Origin of the sequence: Bacillus cereus group sp. N8 (assembly GCF_016483685.1) — a bacterium.
Lineage (GTDB): Bacteria > Bacillota > Bacilli > Bacillales > Bacillaceae_G > Bacillus_A > Bacillus_A proteolyticus.
Genome location: NZ_JAEHBK010000039.1, coordinates 1 through 26,564 on the forward strand (window position 1 = coordinate 1; position 26,564 = coordinate 26,564).

Below are 26,564 nucleotides of genomic sequence, written 5' to 3' on the forward strand. Positions count from 1 at the left end.
AAAAGTGCCGGTGAGAAATGGGATGTATTGAGAAAAGGTACAAAATGGGTAGGGGAGAACATCCCTTTCCTAAAAGGACTTGCTGATGATGCCTTGGTGTTGGAAGGTTTTTTAGGGGCGGCAGGATCCGCTATTAGTGGGATAGCGATAGGTGCGACGAAGCTAGGAAGCCTAATCGGGGAGCTTGGTGAGTGGGGTATCAACTCGATACGTGGCGTAGAAACAGAACAATGGAAACTGGACGATATATATGGAGCAGGTAATACGATAAAAAGTCTTGGACAAGCTATCATCAGTTGGCAGGATTATCCTAAGTATGGTAAGGCACTAGTTAACTCCGTAAAAGGTTATGTGGAAAAAGCATTGACTGATCCTTATGCTCTTGGTGGTGCGATATTTGATATTGGCAGTTGTTTTGTCGGCGTTGGTGAAGTAACCGCCGCAGTGAAAGGAACAGCTGCATTCGGAAAATTCGCAGAGGGTACAAAAGTCTTTCAAGTAGCCGCGAAAAATAGTAAAATAGTTGGTAAGTTGGAAGAAGTAACGGCATTCATGAATAAGTTGCCAGATAGTATGAAGAATGTCGTGGAGAAGATTAAAAATATTGAGATCCCGAATTTATTCCCTGAACCTGCGCTAGCAGGTGGAGGGAATGTAGGAGAAAGAAAGACACTTGGAGAGTTATTTTCTGCTGTTAATAGTGGAACTAGGGGCACGGGTAATACCGTAAGTGATTATCTTGATGATATAATTGTGAACGGGAATGTCGATGCTGGTAAGATGAATAAGCTAAAAAATGCTATTCAAAATAATACTTTTAGTAAAGAAGAGTTGGCTGAGATTAGTAAAAAGATGTCTGATTTAGGCATTACTAAAGAATATAATGAAGCATTACTTAAAATTGTTTTTGGTAAGTATCTTAGAGGACTAATAGGTGACCCACCTACTGATATGAGAAATCCACATGCACATCATATTCTATTTAAAAAAGGTCTTGGCCAGGAGCAAAAAGAACTTGTTCAAGAAGGTCAAGAAATATTAAGAAGGTATGGGATAGACCCAATAATTGGTGAAGAAAACCTTGTTTGGGCACCAAATGCCGTAGTAGGACAACATAGTTTTGATGCTTTGGAGATTGTTGTAAAGCGGTTAAGGGATGTTGAAGCAATGGACGGTGACCTTGATGATATTGTTGAAGCTCTTAAAGATTTAGGAGATATAGCTAGTACAAGATAGTAGAGATACAGGAGGTAATGTTATGGATGAAAAAAGTTTAAATAAAGCAATAAGAAATGCAATTAAAATTGGTGATATTAATGAAGTAAAACGTTTAATAGGAGATAATCCAGAATCTTTACATTCAATGACACCATTTGGTACGTGGTTACATGTTGCAGCAAAGAAAGGACATTTTGGAATAGTGGAATATTTAATCCATAAAGGAATCGATGTTAATACGAAAGGTGATATATTTGATGCTTCCCCTTTAAGATTGGCAGCAGGAGAGGGGCATTTGGAGATAGTAAAGTATTTAATTGAGGCTGGTGCAGAATTAGATGTGAGCTTAGCAAAAAGAAATTCATTATTTGGTGCGATTTATGGTGGACATAAAGAAGTAGCTGAGTTTCTAGTTGAAAAAGGAATAGATATTTCAATTAAATACACTGGAGAAAATATTAAAAATATGGATGCTTATGAATATGCTAGAGAATTTGGGCAAACAGAAATTGCTGAATATTTAAAGCAGAAGATGGATGAAAAAGAATAGGCTGTTAATAAGTACATACTCCATGACGGTTGTACCATCATAGAGTATTATGTGTAATGATAGAATAGAAAAAGAGGTACGAGCTTAGGCGAGATGACATTTTACTATGCGACGAATATAAAGACATGGAATGGACATGAAACTAAAGAACTCGTAAACTTGTAAGTTTTAACGTAGTAGTTGTCACGACATATAAAAGGTGTCATACTATTACCATAAAACTTACAAATTTAATGCTACTTAAAAAAATGAACTTAAAGCACTTGATTGTCTATGATAGGCAACAAGTGCTTTTTTAATTGATTTGTATGCTTTAACTTTATAAATAGTTGGTAAGTTGGAAGAAGTAACGGCATTCATGAATAAGTTGCCGTATAGTATGAAGAATGTCAGGGAGAAGATTAAAAATTTTCATATCCCGAATGTATTCCCTGAACCTTTGGCAGCAGGTGTTGGGAATGTAGGAGAAAGAAAAACACTTGGAGCGTTATTCTCTGTTGCTAAGAGTGAAACTAAGGGTACGGGAAAAGTGTATCCAACGAGGCAAATAGATTCAGTAACAGAAGCACATATAATTGATAGAGTGAAAGAACTAAGAGGGAATTTAACAAGTAGGTATAAGAAATCTGGTAATTTTGCTGTTGCAGAAGTGGATGTCAGTGGGATAAGCAAATCTGAATTTTATGCTCAAAGTAGCATAAATGAACTTAAAGGAAATCTTGAGCATAAGGTGCCTGATATTTCTTTACAACCTGAAAATCCAATGTTTAAAGCTACAGAAGCAGTTGGTAAAGAGGGGGAGAGTTATTTAAGGAAAACAGATACGGAGTATAAAATATTAAATGATATTGCTTCTAGGCTTGGAGAGAATACACAAGCTACAGGGAACATTAAGTTATTTACAGAATTGGATACTTGCGACAGTTGCAGTAAAGTCATAGCAGAGTTTGCAGCTAAATATAAAAATATTGAATTAGAAGTCATACACAACAATGGTAATAGGATTATTCCTTAAACTTAATTTTTTTGGAGGGGAAAACTAATGAAAGACTGGGAGTATAATGAATTATTTGATGCGATTCAGGAGATATATGAAGAGTTGTTAGATGAAGACAGGGGATATAGGTATGCTATAGCAAAACTAGCGGATGAATTTGATAACTTAGGTAAGATAGAAGATGTTATTGTTGATACTGCTATTGGAGAAATTGCAATCGGCCATGAGAAAGTTTTTGTCGGACGCATTGAAGGTATAACAAAGAGATTAAGCATGTTTAATCCACAAGAAGCAGGAGATGAATTAACATTAGAAGAAATAAAAGACTTATCGAGACGAATAAATAAGGTAATAGAAGGATTAAAAAATGTTGAGGTTGATTATAATCCTTCAGCAGAATAGTGATATTTATAAAGGATTGATTACATTAGCTGATTATATAAGAGTAAAAAGCTCATGATGGTTGTACCATCATAGAGTACTGTGTGCAATTCTAGAATAGAAAAGAAGTACGAGCTTAGGCGAGATGACATTTTACTGGCCGATGAATATAAACACATGGAGTGTATATAAAACTAATGAACTCGTACAAATTCGTAAGTTTTAACTTAGTAGTTGTCACGACATATAAAAGGTTTCATACTATTACCACAAAACTTACAAATTTAATGCTACTTAAAAATAGATGAAATTAAAGCACTTGATTGTCAATTATGACAACGAGTGTTTTTTTGCATTTTAGCGTAGAAATAAGTCGGTACACGTATAATTTTATAAGTATACTAAGGGTACGGGTAATACTGTAAGCGATTATCTTGATGGCTGGTAGTGTCAATGCCACAAAGATGAATAAGTTTAAAAATGCTATTCAAAATAATATTTTTAGTGTAGATGAGTTGTCTGAGATTAGTAAAAAGATGCCTGATTTAGGCATTTCTAAAGAATATAATGAAGCATTAATTAAAATGAATTTTGGTAAGTATCTTAAAGGACTAATAGGTGCCCCACCTGCTGATATGATAAATCTACATGCACATCATATTTTATTTAAAAAAGGTTTAGGTGAGGCTCAACAAAAACTTGTTCAAGAAGGTCAAGAATTATTAAGAAAGCATGGGATAGAACCGATAATTGGTGACGAAAATCTTGTTTGGGCACCAATTAGAATCGCTGGACAACACGGTATAGAACGTCTTCAGCATATTGTTGATAAGTTGAAAGAAGTAGATGCTATGGGTGGAACTCGAACTCGTAAAAGAATGGTTCTTAGATGAGTATAAGATCATAAAATCTCCTAAAACAGTTTATGATCCTTCAAAATATAGTAATGAAGAAATGTATCAGTGGGACTTGGAAGCAATGACAAATGGATATTTAGAATGGTACTTGATTTGTGGTGAAGTATCAAACGGAATGAAGTTTATGGGGTATTTTAGGAATGGAGAAATTACAAACTTCCACCCAGTAACAAGTTTTGATTAAGATATATCGTTAGGAGAATGTTTATGAACGAGAAAAAGATTATGGATGATGAATGGAATAAGAATTTTATTAGAGGGATTTTTATTAATAAATCAAGAATAATAAAATGTATAAATGTAATTTTAACAAAAGAAGAAGTTATTTTTGATAATGTTTGTATGATAGCTACTTACGGTACCTATGATGATGGTGATTCTGAAAGATGTGAGATGGATGAGGTTGTATTAAGCATGGAATTTCCCGGTTACCCAGAAGAGATATCATGTTTAAAATATAAAGAGTTTTTTAAAGTAATAGAGTATGGCTTAGAAGAGAAGATTTCTAGATTTGAGGAGTCAGAAAAAGAAGAAATCTTAAAGGAACTTGAAAAAGCAAGGAGTTTAATTGGATAGTTTTTAGTTTAGATTAAAAATATTAAAGTTAGAAATCTCAATGCAAAAGTTTAATTAAGCTAACTACAATATACTAAAAATTGAGTTCAAATGCATAAATACTTTGAATTGAATATTTCTAAATAAACTGGAAAGATTCAAATACTTACTGCATAATTAAGCAGTGAGTAGGGGGAAAGGGGGCAGAATGGTAGATAAAATTAAAAAGTGATTTAAAGTTGATGAAACTAAAAAATAGTTTTAAAATACTCTGCCACTTAATCACCTTTTGCTCTAAATTAAAGATGTAATGAAAAGAAGAAATAGATTTATATTATAACTAAGAATAGAACCAATGTCTCTAATGGAAGGAGCGTTGGTTCTATTTTTATGTGAAGAAGCTGGGAGGATTAATAATAATGTATCTGAATATAGTAATAAAAACAGAAATGATCATATACAAACGTAAAACTAGTTAGAGAAAATCTGGATTCAAGGCTGCGGCTGATTTGATTTCACCGAGTATGCCGAAAAGCCAGTTCGATGAAAAACTGGTTGCCGCCAGCAAAGAACTAGAGGATACAATTCAAAAAGTACAGCAATTTGAAAGCAAAAAAGAAAAAAGCAATGCGGAAGACATTCTCGATGTCCTAAACAAACAAGTACAAATTGCAAGGGGAATGAGTAGTTTAGCCTATACTGATCCGAAACTGCAAGCTTTCTTTGCGCAAGATGCGTTGGCAAAAGGCCTTCATGAAATGGATACACAAATCACGAAGGCGGAAAATATGATAATTTTATGATTAGAACAGAAAACTTACCAGGTGGATTTGCTGAACCTTGTAAGAATTGTAGTAGAACGTTTTTGGATTTCCATAATATTGATTACTAGGAGGAATGAAAATGAAAATATCAAATAAGACAATAGAAGAATTAAAAAAAGCGGGATGGTATGAGGGTAGAAAAATAGACATATCAGAAAATGTAAAGTTTCTTGAAGAAAGAGGCTTTGAAGTTTTTGAAAGTGCAAAAAAATTTATGGAGGAGTTTGGAGAATTACGAATTAATGTTGAAAACATTTGGCCAGATGGATTGGTCATATCTAAACATACCACTTGCATTAAGGAAGTGATAGGTGTGTTAGATAGTTCGTGTTTTGGTTTAGAAAATTTTATTGATGATAAGGTTATTCCTATAGGCTCACTCTATAATTTTGAAATAGATTTATACATATCAGAATCAGGAAGAATGTTTAAATCAATAGGATGGGTAGGAGATAATGTTTTGGAGGCACTTGAAAATGTTATTCTTGAAAAAGAAACAGTAATTTGGGATAAATTTAAAGGGTAATAATACTTTTTTTAATGCAAAATTATGCCCAAACCTACTGCATAACTGTAATTAAGCGGTAAGTAGTGGGAAGGGGCTAGAGTGGTAGATAAAATTAAAGGTAATTTTAAGTTAATGAAACTAAAAACTAGTTTTAAAATATCTTGCCACTTAATCATCTTTTGCTCTAAATGAAAGATGTAATGAAAAGAAAAAATAGATTTATATTATAACTAAGAATAGAACCAATGTTTCTAATGGAAGAGGCGTTGGTTCTATTTTTATGAAAAGAAATTGAAAGGAGTAATAACAATCTATTAAATAATTGAAGATTCTAAGATAAGTCCAATTGAGAATGATAAGTGCCCTAAATGACATTAAAGCTTTCATAGAATTTTTAGCAACTAAAGGATTTTATTTCAATAATAATCTATAAAGATTCTACGTAACTATTCAATAATTGTACAGAAGTTTGGAGCGCAAGAGATGCAATATTAAAAGGTGCAAGATATGATAATTTTATCGTTAGAACGGAAAACTTGCGAGGAGGTTTTGCCAAACCTTGTGAGAATTGTAGAAGAACGTTTTTGAATTTCTATAATATTGATAACTAGGAGGAATGAAAATGGAAATATCAAATAAGACAATAGAAGAATTGAAAAAAGCGGGATGGTATGAGGGTAGAAAAATAGACATATCAGAAAATGTAAAGTTTCTTGAAGAAAGAGGTTTTGAAGTTGTTGAAAGTGCCAAAAAATTTATGGAGGAGTTTGGAGAATTACGAATCAATGTTGAAAAAATTCGGCCAGATGGATTGGTCATATCTAAACATACCACTTGCATTAAGGAAGTGATAGGTGTGTTAGATAGTTCGTGTTTTGGTTTAGAGGATTATATTGATGAGAAAGTTATTCCTGTAGGTTCACTAAATGATTTCGGGCTAAATTTATATATATCAGAATCAGGAAGACTATTTAAATCAATAGGATGGGTAGGAGATAATATTATGGAGGCATTGGATAATATTATTCTTGCAAAAGGAACAGTGATTTGGGGTAAATTTAAAGGGGAATAATAATTTTCTAATTAAAAATTATGTCCTAACCTAACCAACTGCATAATTGTAATTAAGCAGTGAGTAGGTGGAAGAGTAATAGATAAAAATTAAAAAGTGATTTTAAGTTGATGGAACTGAAAACTAGTTTTAAAATATCTTGTCACTTAATCATCTTTTGCTCTAAATGAAAGATGTAGAGAAAAGAAAAAATAAATTTATATTATAACTAAGAATAGAACCAATGTCTCTAATGGAAGGAGCGTTGGTTCTATTTTTATGCAAAGAAGTTGGAGGATTAATAATAATGTATCTGAATGTAGAAAGAAAAACAGACATGACCATATACAAACGTAAAACTAGTTAGAGAAAATCTGGATTCAAGGCTGCAGCCAGCAGGAGCTTTTGATGCATCTGTAGCAAATAATCAGTGGTTTGAGAAAAAAACAGCACCGTTTTTTGAAAACTTGAATTTGAAGAGTGGTTCGAAGGATTTAGAATTAAAAGAATTTACTAAGGGTACGGGTAAAGGTAGTGCTGGAGTAAGTGAAGTTAAAACATTAGTGGACAAAGAAAAACAGTTTACAAACGGTAGGAAAAATAGGTTGAAACCGAATGTTAGGTATAAAACAGGGGAATACGACTATTTTTATGAAGCAGATAACCTTGGAAGAATTGAAAAATTTGAAACAGATAAGCTACAATTAACTGAAAGAGAGAAGAGATTATCACATAGTAAAAATACACCCGGTAAAGTAAAAGGACAAGACCATGCAGGGCATTTAGCAGGTGATAGATTTGGTGGTTTACCTAAACTAGATAATTTAGTTTCTCAATTAGAGAAAGTTAACAAAAGTATATATAAGAGAATAGAAAATCAATGGGCAACAGCGTTAGAAGAAGGGAAGCATGTCAAAGTAAAGGAATTAAATATGATGGAGATAATTTATGACCATCAGAATTTAATATACAATACGAAATAGATGGAAAATATTTTGAGCGTGATATTTTAAATTCAAAAGGAGATTATTATGAATAAAGTATTTGAAGATTATTTTAGTGAATTACATGCAGATATGGTTTCTATATGTTTAGAATACGTAGAGGATAGAGCAAACAAAATATATATTTATTGCTCTTTTGAAGATAATGTTATAGCAAGTGACTATTTCTATAATATAAATGGAGAAATAGTAGAGCGCCATAAAATAAATGACATTATAAGTAGTAATGAAGAAAAATATGATACCTCTATAGAACGACAAAAAGGTGTTGTTAGAATATTAAATAATGACATGAAGAATATGATTAGGCTATGTAAAGAATATAAAAGAGAAATGCCAACAGAAATGAAATTAGTATATGATGTATTAAAAACTAGCTTGAAAGCAGAATATAAATATGATTTGGTATATTCTAATGATCCAATTAAAGAAGCAGATGATATAGCTATGGAATGGTTTAATGAGTTAAAAAAAGGAAATTAGATATTATTTAAAAAGTAAAGGATGCTTAATTCAAGAGTATAAAGTCTTGAATAGCATCTTTTTATTTTTTTGTTACTAGGGGTTTGAAAATGTTAGTCTATTTGAATAGTATAGTTAATTTGAGTCAATATCGTGGACACAAAAAAGTTAAATCTAAGCGATTTCTTTAACCAAATTTTTTATTGCTTGAGAAGTTTTATAACGGGTGTTAATATAGCTTCGCTTACAGTTATAAAATCTCTCAATGTATTGCAATAATGCTAGAGTTGCTTGCTTAAACGTGACATATTGTGTGAAGTGTACTTCTTTTTTAGAATGGCGTGAAACGACTTGATACAAGTGTTATCATACGGACACTTCCTCTTTGAAATCTATTGTAAAAGGTAAGAACTTCATGAAATTGCGTCCATATAATCATACGAATATACATGAACTTAAAACGCTTGATTGTCTACAATAGACGATGAGTGATTTTTTGCGTTTTAGCATAGAAATGATATATTATATTTTTATAAATCCATGAAGTGATTTATAGATTATAATGGCTATGTATAATGTAAGACCGTAGTAGAGAAATATTATAAAAAGTGTCAAAGCAACAACCAACCATGGATTAGTAGCAAAATTGCAATTGGTAAGCAAGACTCTTCAGTTCTAAAGAATTAATCTAAGGAGTGAAAAAGTAGTATGAGAGAATTTGAAGATAAATTTAGTGAATTGCAAGCAGATATGATATCTATATGTATGGAATATATTGAGGATAGAGCAGATAAATTATATGTTTATGCTTCTTGTGAAGGAAATATTATTTCGAGTAAGTTCTTTTATTTAATTAACAATAAGTACGTAAAATGTCATAAAGTGAATGATGTATTGAAGGATGGAGACGAAAGATACGATGTGTCTCCGAACAGAATGCTCATGGTTTTGAACATAATAAATGAAGATATTGAAAAAGTAGAAGCATTATGTAAAGAATATGAGAGAGAGATGCCGACCGAGATGAAATTAATCTATAATGTTCAAAGCGGCAACTTTAAAGCTGAATACAATTATGATTTGGTATATACGAATGATGATGTTAAAACAGCGAATCATATTGCTGATGAGTGGTTTGAAGAAGTGAAAAATAATAACCTTTAAAAGGTTTACAGTAATAGTTATATCTAAGTTGAATGGACAACTCATGGTGGTTGTACCATCATGGGGCACTATATGCAATTCTAGAATAGAAAACGAAGTAAGAGATTAAGCGAGATGACATTTTAAGCACATGGAATGTATATGAAACTAATGAACTCGTACAAACTCGTAAGTTTTAACGTAGTAGTTGTTATGGTATATAAAAGGTGTCATACTTTCATTATAAAACTTACAAATGTAATATTACTTAAAAACATATGAACTTAAAGCACTTGATTGTCAACTAAAGACAACAAGTGCTTTTTATTTTGGGATTATAACATAGGGTACGGGTAAAAGTAGCGCTGAAGTAAGTGAAGTTAAAACATTAGTGGACAAAGGAAACATTTTACAAACGGAAGAAAAAATAGGTTAAAACCGAATATTAGGTATAAAACAGGGGAGTACGACTATTTTTATGAAACCAATAGTCTTGGAAGAATTGAAAAATTTGAAACAGATAAGCTAGAATTAACTGAAAGAGAAAAGAGATTATCACATAGTAAAAATACACCCGGTAAAGTAAAAGGGCAAGACCATGCAGGGCTTTTAGCAGGTGATAGATTTGGAGGATCACCTAAAATTGATAATTTGGTTTCGCAATTATCTGATGTTAATTTGAAGCAATATAAGAAGATTGAAGAAGAATGGGCTGCGGCTTTGAAAGCAGAACCCCCTAAAGAAGTAACAGTTAATGTTGATATAATTTACTCTGGAAGCGATATGCGTCCTGAGAAATTTAAAGTTCTGTATACCATTGATGGTAAAAGAAACTTAAGAGTTCTTGAAAATTAATTTAAGGAGTGAAAAAGTAATATGAAAGAATTTGAAGATAAGTTTAGTGAATTACAAGCAGATATGATATCCATATGAATGGAATATGTTGAAAATAGGGCTGATAAAGTGTATGTTTATGCTTCACGTGAAGAAGGGGTTACTGCAAGCGACTTTTTTTATTTGATTAATAATAAGTACGTAGAGCCTCATAAATTGAATGATGCGTTGGAAGATGGGGATGAAAGATATGATACATCAGCAGAACGAAATTTTATGGTACTAGATATCCTGAGTGAGGATATCGGAAAAATTAAAGCATTGTGCCAAGAATATAAAAGAGATATGCCTACTGAGATGAAATTAATATATGATGTTAAGAGTGGCAAGTTTAAAGCTGAGTATAAGTATGATTTAGTATATACAAATGACGATGTTAAAACGGCTGGGCATATTGCTAATGAGTGGTTTGAGGAAGTGAAAAATAATAACCTTTAAAAGGTTTACAGTAATAGTTATATCTAAGTTGAATGGATAACTCATGGTGGTTGTACCATCATGGGGTACTATATGCAATTCTGGAATAGAAAACGAGGTGTGAGATTAGGTAAGATGACGAATTACTAGGCGATGAATATAAACGCATGGAATGAACATAAAACCAACGAACTCGTACAAACTCGTAAGTTTTAATGCAATACTTGTCCCGATATATATAAGGTGTCATACTGTTACTACAAGACTTACAAAATTAACAATACTTAAAAACAAATGAACTTAAAGCACTTGATTGTCTATGATAGGCAACAAGTGCTTTTTTAATTGATTGGTATGCTTTAACTTCATAAATAGTTGGTAAGTTGGAAGAAGTAGCGGCATTCATAAAAGTATGAAGAATGTCGTGGAGAAGATTAAAAATATTGAAATCCCGAATTTATTCCCTGAACCTCCGGCAGCTGGCGTTGGGAAAGTTGGAGGCGTAGGATCAAACTCTCTGAAAGATGCGTATCAGTATGTGACAGGGATAAATCAAAGGATTAAACATAATCTAAATCGTAATAAAATGGAAGAAGAAACTAAAGAAAGCTATGAAAAAGCTATGAAAAAGCTATGAAAAAGCTATGAGGAATGTTGCTGGAAATCTACCTGATTATAATAAAAAGCCGATAATGCCAAGGCAGTATAAGCGGAAGGTTTATAATGAAGATGGAACAAGTACATATACATTTGTTTCAAAAAGAAACGAAAAAGAATATGACGTGAAGTATGATAAAGACGGTTTTCCTCTATTCAACTCTAAGGAAGAAATGCTTTTAGATAAATCGTTTTATGTAGAACCAGATAAAGTACAATTTCGAGAGTTATCGTTAAGGCTATACGAAAAGATACAAAGAGATCAAGATTTGGCATTGAAATTTACTCCAAGTGAAATAGAGTATTTAAAAAGAGGGAAAGTACCCAAAACATTGACTTGGCATTACCATCAAGATCTAGGAAGAATGCAAATTGTTAATTTCTTTGAACATGATGCAGCACCACATACAGGTGGGAGAGCAATCTGGGGTGGTGGCGTTCCAGGAAGGAAAGGTCATTTAGTAAAACAGATTTTGGAGGGAATTATGACATGGAAAAAGTAAATTGGCTATTTACAGAAGAATTAATTGAAGAAAAAATAATATCTAAGGTAGAGAAATCTTTTGGAGTAATCTTCCCACAAGATTATAAGGAATGTGTAATGAAGTATAATGGTGGATGTCCGGAACCAGATAACTTTAATTTTGAAAATGGAGGGGAAGGTGTAATAAATAATCTATTAAGTTTCACAAGTCAAGATATGAATATAGAGATGTTTTACGATCCAATACAGCCTGAGATAGAGGGGATTGTTCCTTTTGCAAGAGATCCTTTTGGAAATCTAATATGTTTTGACTATCGTGCGGATAAACTATCACCGACAATTGTATTTTGGGATCATGAGGAACAAGGAAAAGCAGCTATAGAGATAATTTGTAATACATTTTCAGAGCTATTAGATGGATTATATGATGAGTGAAAACCTATTTATAAAAAGTGAAGGAGAAATAAATATGAACTTTGAATATACGTTTCCTCCAACAGACCAGAGAGAAATTGAAAACTTAGAGGAGAAATATAATATTAAGTTGCCAGATGAGTATAGACAATTTTTATTATTGAATAATGGTGGGAAAGCGGAGAAAAGAAGATTTGTTACAAATGATGACGGAAAAGAAGGTACTGTCGAGTCTTCTATTGTACTGTTTTTTCCTTTAACTACTGAAACGAATCTTAATTTAGAAGAAATGTTTAACAAATATAACTTAGGGAAAGTAGTTCCTTCTCATTTTTTCCCAATTGGTTATAGCATAGGTGAAAGTTTAGTTTGTTTATTGCTCGAAGGAGAGGGGAAAGGTAATCTTTACTATTGCGATATGGATTATTTTGAACAAGATAATGAATTATTAGATGAAGATATAAAATTTATTGCAAAAGATTTTACAACATTTATAAAAGAACTTAAAGCACCACCGAAAAGTTAATGTGTTGTATCATGGGAATTTTGTATGAAAAAGGGATAAAAAAACATTGTGAAAATGAGCGGGAAATGTATAGATATATTTGAAAATATATCTATAAAAAACAATATAAAAGAGTACATCAACAAATAAAACTGTTGATGTACTCTTTTTATGGATTTGAGAACCAAATCGATAGCTTATAAGACAATATATTTCCATTGATTAAGAAAAATCATAGATAAAGAATATGAAGCATTAAGAAAAAAAAACACCGACAGCAAAAATAAGAAAACAAGTAAATAAAGGCTACAATAAAAAGATAGAAACGGAAGATCAAGCTCTTCCTGGAGAAACTTTTATAAGTTCACTAGAAGTAGATCATATTGTGTCTATGGACAAAATTGCAAGTATGGATGGTTTTGGTGATTTAACAAAAAAACAACAGTTAGAATTATTAAATAACCCAGAAAACTTTACAGGATTAAGCAAATCTGCAAACACTTCAAAGCAATCTAAATCGTATGAAGAATGGACACATTATAAAAAGGGAACACCAGATGAGATAGAAGTTAGTCCTGACTTTAGGAGCAAGATGATTACAAGAGAAAAACAGCTTGAAAGAATATTGCAAAAATAAATTAATGATTTTAACAAAGAATAATATAAAATAATATTAAAAAGGATGGGGAAAAAAATGAGTTCTAAGTTAGATATATTAAGAGAGTATAATGAAGATATTCAATTGATTAATGTAAATGAATTTAAGAATATAAACTCATCTTTAATTCCTGATTTATGGGTGGAAGTATTTAGTGAACATGATAGAGAAAAGAGAATCAAGAAAATTTTAAGTATATGGAAAAAATATGTAGATAATAATTTATCTAATACTATTGCTTACTTATCAGAATACCTTGAGGATATTGAACTGATGGTAAGTGAGGACACCTATTCAATTTTGTATACAATAAAAAATCAAGGTGGAGAAGATTTATATTATGAAGGAAGAAATCCTAAAGATAGTTTTAATAATGAGGAATTAGAATCTTCATGGAGAGAAATTCCTGAATCTATTAGGGACTTTTACGAAAATGTTCATAGTGGATTTTATGATTACACAAGTGAATCGATGGGATTGATGCCATTAGAAGCTATAACTTACTTTGGGGATGATGACTTAGAGTGGGGGATTATAGATGAATTGGAAGAACCTATACGGATTAATTTAAAAACATCTTTTGGATTCTTTAGTAATGGTATGGGGAGCTACATAGCTATAGATTATGAAAATTGTAAGAATAACAATGCTACTTTTTGGTCAGCTAAGAGTCAGCCTAAATATAATGTTCACTTTTGGAATTTTGTAGATGAATGGATTGCTATCGGTTTTGAATAAAAGGTTTTTAAAATTTTGATACAAAGTCTATAAACTTAAAGAGATTTTTAGGTTTAGAAAACAAAAAGGCCAGGAATTATTCGTGGCCTTCCTTTTTGGTTACTTGCATTTTTACATTTTCAATTTCACTTTCAAGATACTCGAAGTTTTGCATTACTTTATTCTCTAAGCTAGCATAACTAAATTGAACTTTTTTAAGGGTAGTAGCAATACCTTCTAATTGTTCTGTATTCTTTTCTAAGTTTATGAACAATTCTCTTTCTCGTCTATCTGAACGTTTGCGTTCTTCTACTAGTAGTTTGTAATGAATACCTCTTTCTTCTTTCATGTTTTTGGTTAAGGAACTAACCTGCTCTTTATGACTATCACTAACGCTTCGAACATACCCCATAACTTTAACAGACATGAAAATAACAAAGATTATAATAACGCAAAGTAGAGCCATGAAAGGTTTATCGCCATGAGTGAATTGATCGATTCATCTTGATAAGGTTTTACTTCTTCTGGTGTCGTGCAGCGACAATGAAGTAAACCCAAAAAGTTAGACACTTTTTGGGTTCATTTCAGAGTGCTTTTTTGTGTTTTAACGTGAAAATTTAAAAGAGAATTATAATTTTATAAGTGTATTAACTTTTAAATTTTATAGATTGTAAGGGCTATGAACAGTGTATGATGATAGTAGAGGGGAAAAATAAGGACCTGTTGCAAAGTTTGAAGAAAGCATAAACAGATTGGTAAATGAGGAAAAAGGAGTAGGAAGTAGCTAGCAATTGTTGAAATTCATTGCATGTTGAAAAAGCGGAGTCTCTTTGCAGACCTTTTCTGAGGTTAAGAATGGAACTAAGGGTACGGTTAAAGGTGGCTCTGGCAGTAACATTACAGACAATATCTCAAAAGAAATTAAAAAGTTAGATAAAGAAATAATAAGATTGAAAAAAGAGGGAAATGACAAAGAAGTCAAAAAATTAACGCGAGAAAGAAATAAATTAGCCAACAAGCTGGATACGAAAGATATTATTAGTGATCGTTATGACTTGGAGGTTCCAAAGGAGTATGAAAGAAAATCGATAATTCGAAATATTTTTCTCATGATAAAGGTGATTTTGGGGAAGAAGTGACAAAAATCTTAGCTAGACAAAATAATTTAGGTAAAGACGTTTCCGATCTATTCCAAGTGGGGAGAAATGGCATAGATGCAGCGTTCCTATCGGAAGGACCGCCGCCAAAGTTAACGATTATTGAATCGAAGGCATCAGATTCCGCTAGTTTTAGTTACTCGGATAAACAGAAAAAGGGCGGAAATGCCTACTTCCAAGACATGGTTAAAAGCAAAGATTCTAGGTATGCCAGTTTTAGAGGTAACTTAGCGGAACTGAGGAAGAAGAATCCTGGTCTACAATTCGATTTTATTAGAGTTGAAACAGATATCAAGATCACTGATATTGGATTCGGCGTTGATGAGTTACAGGTAAAGAACTGGAAGAAAATAGATTAATTCATAGGGAGGATACAATGATAAACCAAAAAAAGTTAGAAATGGCTTTTAAAAGATATAGCAAAAATTTTGTGGTTGGAATTAAATTTGAAGATGTTAAAGATGAATATAATGTTAGTAGAAGAGAGAATGAGGAAATCGTTGAGCAAAATGAAACAGAGATAGATCACATACTATTAATAAATCTAGGCCCAATTTCTTCATATCACTTGTCACTATGGAAAAATGATGTATTGATCAGCGGTGGAAACAATGTAGAAGGATTAAAGAACATGCAGAAAGTCTTATTTTACCAGTGCATGGGACAGGATCTCTATACAATCAGGTATCCTGGGATGATGGTGGAATATTCGTTTAGCGAAGTCGTCTTCACATTAATTCATTTTGCAATGTATGGATGGGAGAAAGAAGAAAATATATTATATGATTTTATGGCTCATCACTTCGGTGGACATTTAATGGATGCCAATGAAGAGGATAGACATATTTGGTTTTTGCTAGAGCTGTACTTGCAGTATAAAAATAAAACCATCATGGGAACGAATGAAAAATTGCATCTAGCCGTGATAAATAAGTTTAAGGAAGCTGAACTACAATACGATTTAATCCCTGAAGACCTGAACATTTATGATGAAGTGCTGGGACGTTGGTCGACTGGTGATTTAGAAGAAATAGAACATCTAATTTCGATCATGTCTCAGTATCATTCTGCATTAGCTTCTGAAATCGGACAGCTAGGTGAATTTGGTGATTTCGGATTCGGATTTTATCCTTATGAAATCTTATTCTTGATCCATGTAAGGAAACAACTAGGGTTGCCAGTACCTACTCAATTCGATAATTTTCTGATGAATACTCCAGAAGCGAAAATGGTATTTGGAGAACGTGAGCCATACCCTGAGTGGGACCCTGTGCTTCAGATGATCGATCAATTTTATCGTAAAAACTACCCGGAATATATTCCTAACAAGCATGGAGAATTATTTCAATAAAAGGGAGGAAGCTAATATGCCTAATCAAGGGATAGCGCAGATTATATTTCCTGATAGCAAGGATTTGGAAACGTTTTTGAAGGAGCAAGGAAGTTATGACTTACATGAAGACCTATTAAAATATGGATTGACGACGAAACAGTTTTTATACGTTGACTATAAAGGTGAACAATACCAAGAAATTGTCAATTTTATTCTTGATTACGAATTTGCCCACCAAATTGAATTAGCAACACAAGAAGAACTCGAGAAATTAGAAGCATTTCATTATGAATTTTTACCTAAAAAGATCAAGGAGGTCAACAAAATACTGTCACCAAAGGGGTATGGACTATTTTCATATCCAAATTCGGGCGACTTCTTCGCACTATTCATTGGAAAAATAGAGAATATAACAAAATTGCTGCAAGAAGAAGTGCTGCTTGATGATAGAATCCCTTTTCAAGAAAGGTGTATCAAGTTTTATAGATAGACCTAAGATCGTATGTCTTCAACCTTGACTCCGGTCAAGGTTTCTTTATAAGTTAATATCAAGATTGCATAGCTATCTAGAATGTGCAATTTTTGGCCATGTACGATTGTAATTACGCCATGTGTTACGGTGATCATTCATGTTCTTGCAAATCTATTTAAAACTTTTCGCATGAACATTAGTCAAAATAAAAAAGATGTTTTGAATTTGGAAGGCTTGATACTAGAAATAGAAAAATAAGTTGAGAGATGTGCCTATTTTGTGAGTTACTTGGACACTGACAAAGGTACATGCTCAATAAAGGAAGTCAATAGCAACGTTAGGAGAACGTAGTGGCTATTGACTTTTTTATTTTTACAACTGGGTTAGAATGAGGGTAAAACAATGCAACTCGTGCCAACAATCATAAATGTTGAATTTGGACATCTGGGTGGTGTAGGAGAGATAAACGTAGGAGCGTTTAAACCCGGAGGATTTGCTAATAGACATAAGGAGGAGCTTATAAAATGATTTTAAATGATCCAGTTTTCGGTGAACTTGAATATGAGTATGGTTGGGTTAAAGATACTACAATTCGTTTTTGGGGAAAAGAAACTGAGATAACTTTAATGATAGATGGGGAAGAGGAAGACAATTTTGATGAGGAACAATATGTAGCATATACTGCACTTATGCAAAATTGGGAACACTTACAACAGAACTTTTTACAATCAATATTAGACTATTACAAACAAAGAAGGCATAAATTAGGTTATGATATTGAAGTAAATGAAAATTATCCACTAGTTGAAACAATGGATCAAATATTAGAAATGATAGATTTAGACGGGATTGTTGTTCCTTATGGGGATTTGTGTGAAGGTAGAGACATTAGATTTACACTTAATTGTACATGGGATACAGAGAATGGGCTAGGAATTCGTATGTTAAATGAGATAGTAACTGAAGTAGATTACCAGAATATTGCGATTTAAGTGTAACTATTAATCAATAATACACATGGATTGGAACTTATCGGCATATGGAAATATAGACGAATAAAACAAACTTTTTTTGAAGTGTACAAAAAAAGAAAAGGTCATTTTGAAGAATTGGCCTTATGATGGTTTACCATCATAAGCTCTTGTTTGGACCTCCGTCCCTTGATACGATAAAATAAGACACACGAACTTAGGCGAGATGACATTTTAATGGGCAACGGGTGCAATGACATGGAACGCATAGTAAACTAACGAATGCACACAAGCTGGTGCGTTTTAAAGGTATTACTTGTCACGAGACACAAAAGGGTCATAATATGTTTACGATACAATGAAACTTACAAACTTAGAACGAACATAGACACTTAGAAAACAAACGAACTTAAAGCACTTGATTGTCACTTATGGCAACGAGTGTTTTTTGCGTTGTAGCATGAAAAGTGAAACGAGCGTTATAATTTTATAAGTGCACTAAGGGTACGGTTAAGGTTACTAAGGATGTAGACACAATTGATAATGGAGCTTATTAAAAAAAGAATATAGGAGATCCTCCAAAAGATATGTATGATCCACATGCACATCATATTCTATCTGAAAAAGGTCTTGGCCAGAAGCAAAAAGTACTTGTTCAAGAAGGTCAAGAAATATTAAGAAAATATGGTATTGACCCTATAATTGGTGAAGAAAATTTAGTTTGGGCGCCAAATAGAATTGCCGGACAACATAGTATTGCAGCTTTAGAGAATGTTGTAAATCAATTGAAAGCAGTTGATGCAGCAGGTGCAGATTTAGATGATATTATTGAAATACTAGAAGATCTTGGAAAACAAGCTACTTCTAGGAAATAGAAGTTAAAGGAGAAATTAATATGGATAAGACTCAATTTGCAAAAGATATTAGAAGTGCCATAAAAAGTGGTAAATTGGATACTTTAAGAGATTTACTTGAGAAAGAACCAGAAATGTTAACATGGATGACACCTTTTGGTACGTGGTTACATGTAGCGGCAGCTCATGGACATTTAGAGATAGTAGAATATCTTATTAATGCTGGAATAGATATTAATGCACAAGGTGGAACTTTCTCAACAAATGCTCTTGAAAGAGCGAATACAAAAGGACATTTAGAGATTGCTGAATATCTAATTAGTCGGAATGTAGAGATAGATATTAGTGAACCAGATAGAAATCCTCTGTTTGCTGCAATTTACGGTGGGCATTTGGAGATTGTTAAATTGTTAGTTGAGAACAATATAGATATATCTATAAAATACTCTGGTGACACCATGAAAGATATGGGAGCTTATGAATTTGCTATTGAAAGAGGGCAAACAGAGATTGCTGAATATTTAAAGCAGAAGATGGATGAAAAAAAATAGGCTGTTAAAAAGCACTTACTTCATGATGGTTGTATCATCATAGAGTATTATGCGCAATGATAGAATAGAAAAAGAAGTACGAGCTTAGGCGAGATGACATTCTACTATGCGATGAACATAAAGACATGGGATGATATGAAACTAACGAACTCGTACAAACTCGTAAGTTTTAACGTAGTAGTTGTCACGACATATTAAAGGCGTCATACTATTACTACAAAACTTACAAGTTTAATGCTACTTAAAAATAGATGAACTTAAAGCACTTGATTGTCAACTAAAGACAACAAGTGCTTTTTATTTAGAGATTACAACATAGGGTATGGGTAAAAGTAGTGCTGAAGTAAGTGAAGTTAAAACATTAGTGGACAAAGGAAATTAGTTTGCAAACGGAAGAAAAAATAGATTAAAGCCTGATATTAGGTATAAAACAGGAGAGTTTGACTATTTTTATGAAACCGATAGTCTTGGAAGAATTGAAAAATTTGAAACAGACAAGTTACCATTAACTGAAAGAGAGAAGAGATTATCACATAGTAAAAATACACTAGGAAAAGTAAAGGGAGAAGATAATGCGGGGCACGTAGAAGGTGATAGATTTGGTGGTTCGCCTAAAGTTGACAATTTAGTTTCGCAATTATCTGATGTTAATTTGAAGGAATATAAGAAGAATGGGCTGCAGCTTTGAAAGCAGACACCCCTAAAGAAGTAACTGTTGATGTTGAAATACTTTACGTTGGGAATGATATGCGTCCTGATAAATTTATAGTTAATTACTTTATTGATGGTAAGCCAGGGTTTAAAGTTATTGAAAATTAATCTAAGGAGTGAAAATTAGGATGAAAGAATTTGAAGATAGATTTAGTGAGTTACAAGGCGATATGATATCTATATGTATGGAATACGTTGAAGATAGGGCGGATAAAGTGTATGTTTATGCTTCACGTGAAGAAGGAATTATTTCAGGCAGTTTCTTTTATTGTATTAATAATAAGTATGTAGAATGTCATAAAGTGAATGATGCATTGGAGGACGGAGACGAAAGATATGATGTGTCTCCAAAAAGAATGCTTATGGTATTGCGTATAATATGTGAAGACATCGAAAAAATTGAAGAATTATGTAAAGAATATGAAAGAGACATGCCAACAGAGATGAAGTTAATATATGATACTAAGAGTGGAAGGTTTAAAGCTGAATACAAGTATAATTTAGTATATACTCATGACGAGATTAAAACGGCCGATCATATTGCTGATGAGTGGTTTGAAGAAGTGAAAAATAATAACCTTTAAATTGTTCAGGGTTAAAGATATATTCGAATTGATTTAGTTCATGATCACAAACACAAAATAAGTGACAAAGAACACGTTATTCATGATGACAGGCAAATGCGAGCTGAAAGAGAAATGGCACAAGAGACAAATGGACGTCATGTTGTGGCAATACCAAGTGATAAACCTGATTTGAATGGGATTCCTCCTCACCCAAGACCAAGTGGGCCTTTAGGACTAAAGAGTGAAATTTACTATACTGATCCAAGTAGCGGTAAAGTGACGCACAAATGGGGAGCTGATCCAACTCTACCTAGTGGGGGGTATGGATGAAACTGTGAATGAAAAATGTTATGTAACTTTATTTTTTTAATATTAAGGGAGGATATAAATGAAACCTAATTATTTTTCAATTTCAATGTACCCCACAGTATCTTTTAATCAGGAAGAGATACTTGGGCGTCTTTTGGATGTGTTTGAGTCAAATGAGAAATTTGCTCCTACTCATTGGGGCAACTGTGAAACGGTACGAGTAGAATATAATCGCGAGGAAATTATTGGGAAAGTGATCTCGGAGCGTAGGGTATCTGAAGTTCACCTCTATCGTGATAAATCTGTTAATTTTAGAGGGCGTTTTGAAGTTAACTTGAGCCATGGTTCATTTTTGAAGTTTGAGTTTCATAAATCTATACCCAAAAAATTGTGGCCGGATTTTTTTGATCTATCTGATCAAATCGCGGAAGTTGTGAAACCACTTTATGGAGTGGCGCAAATTTGTTGGCCAGTACCCTATCCGTGGAATACGGAACGTGAACGTTTACTTATGTGGATGAATATATCTTCACTACCTATACCAGTCAGGTTTCTTCCCAACGGTCCCTTGGGGCTAGGAGCTAGAACATATTTTGGTGATCATGTTTTAGACATGTTTGGTAGAGATTTGTTGTTAAATAGCCCAGCTGTGGTATCAGAACTGAATTGGGGGGGGATTTGCATGGATCTTTTAAAGAACCCATTAGAGGCTGATGGTGACATATTACTTGATAGTTGGTTACATGTGATGGAATATTTAGAACCAGCTCAAGTAATAGCTCTACCAAGTTTTGATGAGGATAGGATGGGTGTAACCTATTCTCCAAATGCTACTTGGAAGGACCAACTGAAAGGCTAAATGAAAGGAGGTAGTAATAATGAATGAGAAGAGTAATGATAGAATAAGAGTAATGGAAATATTAAATAGATCCCAATACAATGATGAGGTTATAGATCAGTTAGATATGAGTGATTTGGACCTTACTTTTTCAGATTTGTCAGAGGTAATGGGAGATCGTATTATGGCAAAACGGGTCATGTTAAGGGCTTCTTCATTAATGAGAGCATCGTTTCATGATTGTGATTTTGAGTTGGCTGATTTCAGAAGTTGTAATTTAGAGGAAATACACATTGCAGATTGTAGGTTTGGTGAAGCGAATTTCTCTAAAGCGAATATGAAATATGCAAAATTGAATATAAGTAGTTGTTTTGAAACATGTTTTGACGAAGTTGATTTTTCATATGGGGAACTAGTTGGAACAATTTTAAATCATGCAACTTTTCGCCATGCGAATTTATCTGGAATTGACGCTACACAGGCGTATTGTACTGGAACGGATTTTAGCAGTGCCAATCTTACAAATGGTAAATTTGAAAAGACGGATTTGGAAAATGCAAATTTATCAGAAGTAGATGCTAGAAATGCAGACTTTACAAATGCAGATTTAACAGGAGCAACCCTTTTAAATGGGGATTTTACGGATGCGGATTTTACCGGTGCTACACTGGACAATGTAGGTTGGACAGGAGCAAATGTAGAAGGAGCTAAGTTTGACGAAAATGTGAAGGAACAAGTGTTGAAAATGATATAGAAGTTTATTTTGAATCGTATGTAAACTTGGCAAATAAGTTTTAAAGTATTATTTGTCACAACATGTAAAGGGTGTCACACTGTCACTATAAAACTTGCAAACTTAAAGCACTTGATTGTCAACTAAAGACAACAAGTGCTTTTGATTTTGAGATTACAACATAGGGTACGGGTAAAAGTAGTGCTGAAGTAAGTGAAGTTAAAACATTAGTGGACAAAGGAAAACAGTTTACAAACGGTAGAAAAAATAGGTTGCAACCGAATATTAGGTATAAAACAGGGGAATACGACTATTTTTATGAAACAGATAACCTTGGAAGAATTGAAAAATTTGAAACAGATAAGCTACAATTAACTGAAAGAGAGAAGAGATTTTCACATAGTAAAAATACACCCGGTAAAGTCAAAGGACAAGACCATGCAGGACATTTGGCAGGTGATAGATTTGGAGGATCACCTAAAGTTGACAATTTGGTATCGCAATTATCTGATGTTAATTTGAAGCAATATAAGAAAATTGAAGAAGAATGGGCTGCAGCTTTGAAAGCAGCCCCCCCCTAAAGAAGTAACGGTTGATGTTGAAATAGTTTACGCTGGGAACGATATGCGTCCTGATAAATTTATAGTTAATTACACGATCGATGGTAATCCGGGATTCGAAGTTATTAAAAATTAATCTAAGGAGTGAAATGGTAGTATGAAAGAATTTGAAGATAAGTTTAGTGAATTGCAAGCGGATATGATATCTATATGTATGGAATATGTTGAAGATAGGGCTGATAAAGTATATGTTTATGCTTCACGTGAAGAAGGTATTATTTCAGGTAGATTCTTTTATTTAATTAATAATAAGTATGTAAAGCCTCATAAAGTGAATGATGCATTAGAGGATGGGGATGAAAAATATGATGTGTCTAGAGAACGTCAGTTTATGGTATTACGTATAATATGTGAAGATATCGAAAAAGTAGAAGAATTGTGCAAAGAATATGAACGAGACATGCCAACAGAGATGAAATTAATATATGATGTTAAGAGTGGTAATTTCAAAGCTGGGTACAAGTATGATTTAGTATATACGAATGATGATATTAAAACAGCAGATCATATTGCTGATGAGTGGTTTGAGGAAGTGAAAAATAATAACCTTTAAAAGGTTTACAGTAATAGTTATATCTAAGTTGAATGGACAATTCATGGTGGTTGTACCATCATGGGGCACTATATGCAATTCTAGAATAGAAAACGAAGTACGAGATTAAGCGAGATGACGTTTTAAGCACATGGAATGTATATGAAACTAATGAACTCGTACAAACTCGTAAGTTTTAATGCAATACTTGTCCCGATATATATAAGGTGTCATACTGTTACTACAAGATTTACAAAATTAACGATACTTAAAAACAAATGAACTTAAAGCACTTGATTGTCTATGATAGGCAACAAGTGCTTTTTTAATTGATTGGTATGCTTTAACTTCATAAATAGTTGGTAAGTTGGAAGAAGTAGCGGCATTCATGAATAAGTTGCCGAATAGTATGAAGAATGTCGTGGAGAAGATTAAAAATATTGAGATCCGGGATTTATTCCCTGAACCTTCGGCAGCTGACGTTGGGAGTGTAGGAGAAAGAAAAACACTTGGAGAGTTATTTTCTGTTGCTAAGAGTGAAACTAAGGTGCAAGTGCAAAATGCAAACCGGTTATCTGGGGAGAAACTTCCTGCAGAGGGGGTAGGAGAAGCTAATCCAAATATAGTTAGAACTAATATGTTGAAGGAGAAGTATTCACATCTCTCAGCAAGGCACTTTAAATTATGGACAATCATATACTGGTCAAGTATTTTTTAGAAATAATCAACCAATTACAGCATTTCCAATATGGGGGAGATAGATATGGCAAAAGTAAATATTAATATGCTAAGTAGCATATTAAAGTACATTGATATTAACTATATGACTGATGAGGAGAGTAACAGTGTTTATGCACTAGATATTAATGATGAGAAGAACCAAAAATATATTATTCGTACATTAATAGTTTCAGGTGTGGAATCTGATTATTCTGAAGGAGCCTTTAAGAGGGCTAAAGAAGTTATAGTAATGGGAATCGAAAACATTGAGGCTACTACTAAGATATTTCATCAGATGTCATTTCCTTTTGAAAGTGATATAGTAGATAAAAAAACTTTTCTTGAGATTATATACCAAGAATTATTTGAAGGAGGAGATGATTATTAGAAGATAAGTATAGTGGACCTGGCATATAGCATTTGAGGTATTTCACAACATATAATGGTTGAAGCCTCAAAGTTAAATAAAGACAAAGCAATTTTATTAAGCTAAGCATTAATAGAGAAAAAAGGTTATGATATTAAAGAGTTTTTAAGTAACCTAGTTTTTTAAGCATTCTTTTCAAGGATGCTTTTTAATTTGATTTTTAAAACGAAATGTAATTTCGTATTTTACTAACGTAAATAATATAATTCCACAAAAAAGTGTACCTTCATTTGTTCATAAAGTACGTTATGATCTATGTAAGATTTTTCTCATTTATTTTTCTTAAAGCATCTCGACTTCCCACGAGATGCTTTTTCCTTTTTAATGATTTTTGGTGTTAATTCATCCAACGAATAGCAATTATTTTGTATAATTCTAAAAAATTTGACCATTTATTGATATTCCCTTAACATTACCTTATGCATATATACGATATAGTAAGTAATCCTCTTTATCTTGACTCTATATATTTATTGTTTCCTTTTGCAAAATCCTTATGATAAGGGTTCTTTTTTGTTCCATTTGGCTTGGAATCTATTCAGAAATCTGTGGCCTTTTTCTTATTTCATTTTGACGGATATTTCCAATCATGTTTTTTCTTAGAAACAGTTGAAGAAACTACCCGGGGATCAGTCGGGATACGTGTCATTTAGAGTCAGCCATTATTTTATCAGAACTATGTGGGATATATTTTTTTAAAAGTATTGATGAAATAGTTAAGAATTCGCTGTTTTTTTCGCATAAAAAAAGAACCCACTATAAGATGGGTTCTTTAGGGGATTGTTTCGTTTAAAGAGTGATATGTCTAATAAACGTATAAAAGAAGATATAGATTACTACATATATGTACATTAAGAATTTCAATAATGGATTTAGGGCGATGTTGCCGTGCCCCAGAAAGAGAGGCGGATTAAATGGGCTTTCATGTAGATTTAAAGGAATTCCATGAAGTACTGGAAAAACTTCAAAAAGACACCAGTAAAACAAATAATCAACTTGAACAAGCCAAACAAGCATTGAATGGCATTATCCAGGCCGATGCCATGCAGGGTGAAACAGGGAAAGCGATTGTCAACGACATCAATAATAACCAAAATACAGTTGTGATTGGTTTGAAAGATACCAATGAATTACTTAGTATCGAAATGGCGCAAACCTTACAGGATTTTCAGTCAACAACGGGAGAAACTGATGAGAATGCGATTATTCTGGAAGATGCATTACTGCAAGCACAAAACAAACTTTCCAATCTCCAACCCAAGAAACATGAAATGGATAGTCGCATCTCTAATATTTACAACAGCGTAAGTGATTTGATTTCACTGAGTATGCCGAGCAGCCAGTTTGATGAAAAACTGGTTGCAGCCAGTAAAGAACTAGAGGATACGATTCAAAAAGTACAGCAATTTGAAAG

36 protein-coding genes and 5 pseudogenes are annotated in these 26,564 nt (G+C 32.9%); 40 read left to right on the top strand and 1 reads right to left on the bottom strand.

What is annotated here, in order from left to right:
- From JDS80_RS31695 to JDS80_RS27055, 22 genes and pseudogenes are all read left to right on the top strand, one after another.
- Window positions 1-1,236, top strand: a pseudogene (locus JDS80_RS31695) (AHH domain-containing protein); the annotation flags it as partial.
- Window positions 1,237-1,258: 22 nt separating this feature from the next.
- Window positions 1,259-1,768 carry an ankyrin repeat domain-containing protein gene (locus tag JDS80_RS26960; RefSeq protein WP_071772996.1) on the top strand — a complete coding sequence of 170 codons (510 nt, stop codon included), beginning with the start codon at window positions 1,259-1,261 and terminating at the stop codon, window positions 1,766-1,768.
- Between the two features lie 358 nt (window positions 1,769-2,126).
- Window positions 2,127-2,783: a deaminase domain-containing protein gene (locus JDS80_RS26965; RefSeq protein WP_242477428.1), complete on the top strand. Its 657-nt coding sequence runs from the start codon at window positions 2,127-2,129 to the stop codon at window positions 2,781-2,783.
- A 27-nt stretch (window positions 2,784-2,810) separates the two neighbouring features.
- The gene (locus JDS80_RS26970; protein WP_199640430.1) at window positions 2,811-3,167 is read left to right on the top strand and encodes an Imm3 family immunity protein; all 357 of its coding nucleotides are present in this window, start codon (window positions 2,811-2,813) and stop codon (window positions 3,165-3,167) included.
- 416 nt (window positions 3,168-3,583) lie between these two features.
- Window positions 3,584-4,039 (top strand): AHH domain-containing protein, encoded by a 456-nt coding sequence (locus JDS80_RS26975; RefSeq protein ID WP_199640431.1) that lies wholly within the window; start codon window positions 3,584-3,586, stop codon window positions 4,037-4,039.
- Window positions 4,002-4,247 (top strand): CdiA family toxin C-terminal domain-containing protein, encoded by a 246-nt coding sequence (locus tag JDS80_RS26980; protein ID WP_242477429.1) that lies wholly within the window; start codon window positions 4,002-4,004, stop codon window positions 4,245-4,247. The genes JDS80_RS26975 and JDS80_RS26980 overlap by 38 nt, the downstream gene beginning before the upstream one ends.
- Before the next feature lie 23 nt (window positions 4,248-4,270).
- On the top strand, window positions 4,271-4,639 hold the full coding sequence (locus tag JDS80_RS26985; RefSeq protein ID WP_078214522.1) for a hypothetical protein: 369 nt from the start codon (window positions 4,271-4,273) through the stop codon (window positions 4,637-4,639).
- A gap of 482 nt (window positions 4,640-5,121) precedes the next feature.
- Window positions 5,122-5,403 (top strand): annotated as a pseudogene (locus JDS80_RS26990) (T7SS effector LXG polymorphic toxin); the annotation flags it as partial.
- Window positions 5,404-5,521: 118 nt separating this feature from the next.
- The gene (locus tag JDS80_RS26995) at window positions 5,522-5,968 is read left to right on the top strand and encodes an SUKH-3 domain-containing protein (RefSeq protein WP_199640433.1); all 447 of its coding nucleotides are present in this window, start codon (window positions 5,522-5,524) and stop codon (window positions 5,966-5,968) included.
- A 604-nt stretch (window positions 5,969-6,572) separates the two neighbouring features.
- Window positions 6,573-7,022 carry an SUKH-3 domain-containing protein gene (locus JDS80_RS27000; protein ID WP_199640434.1) on the top strand — a complete coding sequence of 150 codons (450 nt, stop codon included), beginning with the start codon at window positions 6,573-6,575 and terminating at the stop codon, window positions 7,020-7,022.
- Window positions 7,023-7,474: 452 nt separating this feature from the next.
- Entirely contained in the window at window positions 7,475-7,984 is a 510-nt protein-coding gene (locus tag JDS80_RS27005) for a DNA/RNA non-specific endonuclease (RefSeq protein WP_242477431.1), read from the top strand.
- A 48-nt stretch (window positions 7,985-8,032) separates the two neighbouring features.
- Window positions 8,033-8,488 (top strand): DUF600 domain-containing protein, encoded by a 456-nt coding sequence (locus JDS80_RS27010; protein ID WP_199640435.1) that lies wholly within the window; start codon window positions 8,033-8,035, stop codon window positions 8,486-8,488.
- Between the two features lie 687 nt (window positions 8,489-9,175).
- On the top strand, window positions 9,176-9,631 hold the full coding sequence (locus JDS80_RS27015) for an immunity protein YezG family protein (protein WP_070140256.1): 456 nt from the start codon (window positions 9,176-9,178) through the stop codon (window positions 9,629-9,631).
- Window positions 9,632-9,772: 141 nt separating this feature from the next.
- Window positions 9,773-9,956: pseudogene (locus JDS80_RS32170) on the top strand (hypothetical protein).
- Between the two features lie 98 nt (window positions 9,957-10,054).
- Window positions 10,055-10,465 carry a DNA/RNA non-specific endonuclease gene (locus JDS80_RS27020; RefSeq protein ID WP_346011421.1) on the top strand — a complete coding sequence of 137 codons (411 nt, stop codon included), beginning with the start codon at window positions 10,055-10,057 and terminating at the stop codon, window positions 10,463-10,465.
- A gap of 78 nt (window positions 10,466-10,543) precedes the next feature.
- Window positions 10,544-10,942: an immunity protein YezG family protein gene (locus JDS80_RS27025; protein ID WP_242477432.1), complete on the top strand. Its 399-nt coding sequence runs from the start codon at window positions 10,544-10,546 to the stop codon at window positions 10,940-10,942.
- A gap of 403 nt (window positions 10,943-11,345) precedes the next feature.
- Entirely contained in the window at window positions 11,346-11,558 is a 213-nt protein-coding gene (locus JDS80_RS32440; protein WP_242477433.1) for a hypothetical protein, read from the top strand.
- Window positions 11,559-11,565: 7 nt separating this feature from the next.
- Window positions 11,566-12,081 (top strand): HNH endonuclease, encoded by a 516-nt coding sequence (locus tag JDS80_RS27035; protein ID WP_199640436.1) that lies wholly within the window; start codon window positions 11,566-11,568, stop codon window positions 12,079-12,081.
- Entirely contained in the window at window positions 12,069-12,497 is a 429-nt protein-coding gene (locus JDS80_RS27040) for an SMI1/KNR4 family protein (RefSeq protein WP_199640437.1), read from the top strand. The genes JDS80_RS27035 and JDS80_RS27040 overlap by 13 nt, the downstream gene beginning before the upstream one ends.
- Window positions 12,498-12,531: 34 nt before the next feature.
- Window positions 12,532-13,002: an SMI1/KNR4 family protein gene (locus tag JDS80_RS27045; RefSeq protein ID WP_242477434.1), complete on the top strand. Its 471-nt coding sequence runs from the start codon at window positions 12,532-12,534 to the stop codon at window positions 13,000-13,002.
- A 370-nt stretch (window positions 13,003-13,372) separates the two neighbouring features.
- Window positions 13,373-13,618 (top strand): hypothetical protein, encoded by a 246-nt coding sequence (locus tag JDS80_RS27050; RefSeq protein ID WP_206774704.1) that lies wholly within the window; start codon window positions 13,373-13,375, stop codon window positions 13,616-13,618.
- A gap of 57 nt (window positions 13,619-13,675) precedes the next feature.
- Entirely contained in the window at window positions 13,676-14,377 is a 702-nt protein-coding gene (locus JDS80_RS27055) for an SMI1/KNR4 family protein (protein ID WP_199640439.1), read from the top strand.
- A 76-nt stretch (window positions 14,378-14,453) separates the two neighbouring features.
- On the opposite strand, the gene JDS80_RS27060 is transcribed toward JDS80_RS27055, so the two are convergent.
- A complete protein-coding gene (locus JDS80_RS27060) occupies window positions 14,454-14,822 on the bottom strand; it encodes a hypothetical protein (RefSeq protein ID WP_199640440.1) in 369 nt (122 codons plus the stop codon).
- A 364-nt stretch (window positions 14,823-15,186) separates the two neighbouring features.
- Between JDS80_RS27060 and JDS80_RS31705 the strand changes: the two genes are divergently transcribed.
- The 18 genes and pseudogenes from JDS80_RS31705 to JDS80_RS27140 all read left to right on the top strand — a co-directional run.
- Window positions 15,187-15,495: a hypothetical protein gene (locus JDS80_RS31705; protein WP_242477435.1), complete on the top strand. Its 309-nt coding sequence runs from the start codon at window positions 15,187-15,189 to the stop codon at window positions 15,493-15,495.
- Window positions 15,492-15,872, top strand: coding sequence for a hypothetical protein (locus JDS80_RS31710; protein WP_242477436.1), 381 nt, complete (start codon window positions 15,492-15,494; stop codon window positions 15,870-15,872). The genes JDS80_RS31705 and JDS80_RS31710 overlap by 4 nt, the downstream gene beginning before the upstream one ends.
- A 17-nt stretch (window positions 15,873-15,889) precedes the next feature.
- The gene (locus JDS80_RS27070; RefSeq protein ID WP_199640441.1) at window positions 15,890-16,864 is read left to right on the top strand and encodes a hypothetical protein; all 975 of its coding nucleotides are present in this window, start codon (window positions 15,890-15,892) and stop codon (window positions 16,862-16,864) included.
- Between the two features lie 16 nt (window positions 16,865-16,880).
- Window positions 16,881-17,336 carry a hypothetical protein gene (locus JDS80_RS27075; RefSeq protein ID WP_199640442.1) on the top strand — a complete coding sequence of 152 codons (456 nt, stop codon included), beginning with the start codon at window positions 16,881-16,883 and terminating at the stop codon, window positions 17,334-17,336.
- 506 nt (window positions 17,337-17,842) lie between these two features.
- Complete coding sequence (locus JDS80_RS27080; RefSeq protein ID WP_199640443.1) at window positions 17,843-18,310, top strand: DUF6985 domain-containing protein; 468 nt, start codon at window positions 17,843-17,845, stop codon at window positions 18,308-18,310.
- Window positions 18,311-18,876: 566 nt separating this feature from the next.
- Window positions 18,877-19,164 (top strand): AHH domain-containing protein, encoded by a 288-nt coding sequence (locus tag JDS80_RS27085; protein WP_206774702.1) that lies wholly within the window; start codon window positions 18,877-18,879, stop codon window positions 19,162-19,164.
- Window positions 19,165-19,184: 20 nt separating this feature from the next.
- Complete coding sequence (locus tag JDS80_RS27090; protein ID WP_199640444.1) at window positions 19,185-19,694, top strand: ankyrin repeat domain-containing protein; 510 nt, start codon at window positions 19,185-19,187, stop codon at window positions 19,692-19,694.
- Between the two features lie 135 nt (window positions 19,695-19,829).
- Window positions 19,830-20,013 (top strand): annotated as a pseudogene (locus tag JDS80_RS31715) (hypothetical protein).
- Between the two features lie 156 nt (window positions 20,014-20,169).
- Window positions 20,170-20,513: pseudogene (locus tag JDS80_RS32445) on the top strand (DNA/RNA non-specific endonuclease).
- A 20-nt stretch (window positions 20,514-20,533) separates the two neighbouring features.
- Entirely contained in the window at window positions 20,534-20,989 is a 456-nt protein-coding gene (locus tag JDS80_RS27100) for an immunity protein YezG family protein (protein ID WP_199640445.1), read from the top strand.
- A gap of 96 nt (window positions 20,990-21,085) precedes the next feature.
- Window positions 21,086-21,301, top strand: coding sequence for an ADP-ribosyltransferase (locus JDS80_RS27105; protein ID WP_242477437.1), 216 nt, complete (start codon window positions 21,086-21,088; stop codon window positions 21,299-21,301).
- 58 nt (window positions 21,302-21,359) lie between these two features.
- Entirely contained in the window at window positions 21,360-22,139 is a 780-nt protein-coding gene (locus JDS80_RS27110) for a hypothetical protein (RefSeq protein WP_199640446.1), read from the top strand.
- Between the two features lie 19 nt (window positions 22,140-22,158).
- Complete coding sequence (locus JDS80_RS27115) at window positions 22,159-22,872, top strand: pentapeptide repeat-containing protein (protein ID WP_199640447.1); 714 nt, start codon at window positions 22,159-22,161, stop codon at window positions 22,870-22,872.
- 209 nt (window positions 22,873-23,081) lie between these two features.
- Window positions 23,082-23,432 carry a DNA/RNA non-specific endonuclease gene (locus JDS80_RS31725; RefSeq protein WP_346011420.1) on the top strand — a complete coding sequence of 117 codons (351 nt, stop codon included), beginning with the start codon at window positions 23,082-23,084 and terminating at the stop codon, window positions 23,430-23,432.
- Between the two features lie 136 nt (window positions 23,433-23,568).
- Window positions 23,569-24,024 carry an immunity protein YezG family protein gene (locus JDS80_RS27125; RefSeq protein ID WP_199640448.1) on the top strand — a complete coding sequence of 152 codons (456 nt, stop codon included), beginning with the start codon at window positions 23,569-23,571 and terminating at the stop codon, window positions 24,022-24,024.
- 346 nt (window positions 24,025-24,370) lie between these two features.
- Complete coding sequence (locus tag JDS80_RS27130; protein WP_199640452.1) at window positions 24,371-24,721, top strand: hypothetical protein; 351 nt, start codon at window positions 24,371-24,373, stop codon at window positions 24,719-24,721.
- Window positions 24,722-24,766: 45 nt separating this feature from the next.
- Entirely contained in the window at window positions 24,767-25,111 is a 345-nt protein-coding gene (locus tag JDS80_RS27135; RefSeq protein ID WP_199640449.1) for a hypothetical protein, read from the top strand.
- Between the two features lie 953 nt (window positions 25,112-26,064).
- The coding region (locus JDS80_RS27140; protein WP_242477438.1) for a T7SS effector LXG polymorphic toxin at window positions 26,065-26,564 on the top strand (500 nt) is incomplete at its 3' end.

Excerpts from the sequence above, each read along its gene's own strand:
- JDS80_RS26960 (WP_071772996.1), top strand. The coding sequence starts at position 1,259 with ATGGATGAAAAAAGTTTAAATAAAGCAATAAGAAATGCAATTAAAATT.
- JDS80_RS26965 (WP_242477428.1), top strand. The coding sequence starts at position 2,127 with ATGAATAAGTTGCCGTATAGTATGAAGAATGTCAGGGAGAAGATTAAA.
- JDS80_RS26970 (WP_199640430.1), top strand. The coding sequence starts at position 2,811 with ATGAAAGACTGGGAGTATAATGAATTATTTGATGCGATTCAGGAGATA.
- JDS80_RS26975 (WP_199640431.1), top strand. The coding sequence starts at position 3,584 with ATGGCTGGTAGTGTCAATGCCACAAAGATGAATAAGTTTAAAAATGCT.
- JDS80_RS26985 (WP_078214522.1), top strand. The coding sequence starts at position 4,271 with ATGAACGAGAAAAAGATTATGGATGATGAATGGAATAAGAATTTTATT.
- JDS80_RS26995 (WP_199640433.1), top strand. The coding sequence starts at position 5,522 with ATGAAAATATCAAATAAGACAATAGAAGAATTAAAAAAAGCGGGATGG.
- JDS80_RS27000 (WP_199640434.1), top strand. The coding sequence starts at position 6,573 with ATGGAAATATCAAATAAGACAATAGAAGAATTGAAAAAAGCGGGATGG.
- JDS80_RS27010 (WP_199640435.1), top strand. The coding sequence starts at position 8,033 with ATGAATAAAGTATTTGAAGATTATTTTAGTGAATTACATGCAGATATG.
- JDS80_RS27015 (WP_070140256.1), top strand. The coding sequence starts at position 9,176 with ATGAGAGAATTTGAAGATAAATTTAGTGAATTGCAAGCAGATATGATA.
- JDS80_RS27025 (WP_242477432.1), top strand. The coding sequence starts at position 10,544 with ATGGAATATGTTGAAAATAGGGCTGATAAAGTGTATGTTTATGCTTCA.
- JDS80_RS27035 (WP_199640436.1), top strand. The coding sequence starts at position 11,566 with ATGAGGAATGTTGCTGGAAATCTACCTGATTATAATAAAAAGCCGATA.
- JDS80_RS27040 (WP_199640437.1), top strand. The coding sequence starts at position 12,069 with ATGGAAAAAGTAAATTGGCTATTTACAGAAGAATTAATTGAAGAAAAA.
- JDS80_RS27045 (WP_242477434.1), top strand. The coding sequence starts at position 12,532 with ATGAACTTTGAATATACGTTTCCTCCAACAGACCAGAGAGAAATTGAA.
- JDS80_RS27050 (WP_206774704.1), top strand. The coding sequence starts at position 13,373 with ATGGACAAAATTGCAAGTATGGATGGTTTTGGTGATTTAACAAAAAAA.
- JDS80_RS27055 (WP_199640439.1), top strand. The coding sequence starts at position 13,676 with ATGAGTTCTAAGTTAGATATATTAAGAGAGTATAATGAAGATATTCAA.
- JDS80_RS27060 (WP_199640440.1), bottom strand. The coding sequence starts at position 14,822 with ATGGCTCTACTTTGCGTTATTATAATCTTTGTTATTTTCATGTCTGTT.
- JDS80_RS27070 (WP_199640441.1), top strand. The coding sequence starts at position 15,890 with ATGATAAACCAAAAAAAGTTAGAAATGGCTTTTAAAAGATATAGCAAA.
- JDS80_RS27075 (WP_199640442.1), top strand. The coding sequence starts at position 16,881 with ATGCCTAATCAAGGGATAGCGCAGATTATATTTCCTGATAGCAAGGAT.
- JDS80_RS27080 (WP_199640443.1), top strand. The coding sequence starts at position 17,843 with ATGATTTTAAATGATCCAGTTTTCGGTGAACTTGAATATGAGTATGGT.
- JDS80_RS27085 (WP_206774702.1), top strand. The coding sequence starts at position 18,877 with ATGTATGATCCACATGCACATCATATTCTATCTGAAAAAGGTCTTGGC.
- JDS80_RS27090 (WP_199640444.1), top strand. The coding sequence starts at position 19,185 with ATGGATAAGACTCAATTTGCAAAAGATATTAGAAGTGCCATAAAAAGT.
- JDS80_RS27100 (WP_199640445.1), top strand. The coding sequence starts at position 20,534 with ATGAAAGAATTTGAAGATAGATTTAGTGAGTTACAAGGCGATATGATA.
- JDS80_RS27105 (WP_242477437.1), top strand. The coding sequence starts at position 21,086 with ATGCGAGCTGAAAGAGAAATGGCACAAGAGACAAATGGACGTCATGTT.
- JDS80_RS27110 (WP_199640446.1), top strand. The coding sequence starts at position 21,360 with ATGAAACCTAATTATTTTTCAATTTCAATGTACCCCACAGTATCTTTT.
- JDS80_RS27115 (WP_199640447.1), top strand. The coding sequence starts at position 22,159 with ATGAATGAGAAGAGTAATGATAGAATAAGAGTAATGGAAATATTAAAT.
- JDS80_RS27125 (WP_199640448.1), top strand. The coding sequence starts at position 23,569 with ATGAAAGAATTTGAAGATAAGTTTAGTGAATTGCAAGCGGATATGATA.
- JDS80_RS27135 (WP_199640449.1), top strand. The coding sequence starts at position 24,767 with ATGGCAAAAGTAAATATTAATATGCTAAGTAGCATATTAAAGTACATT.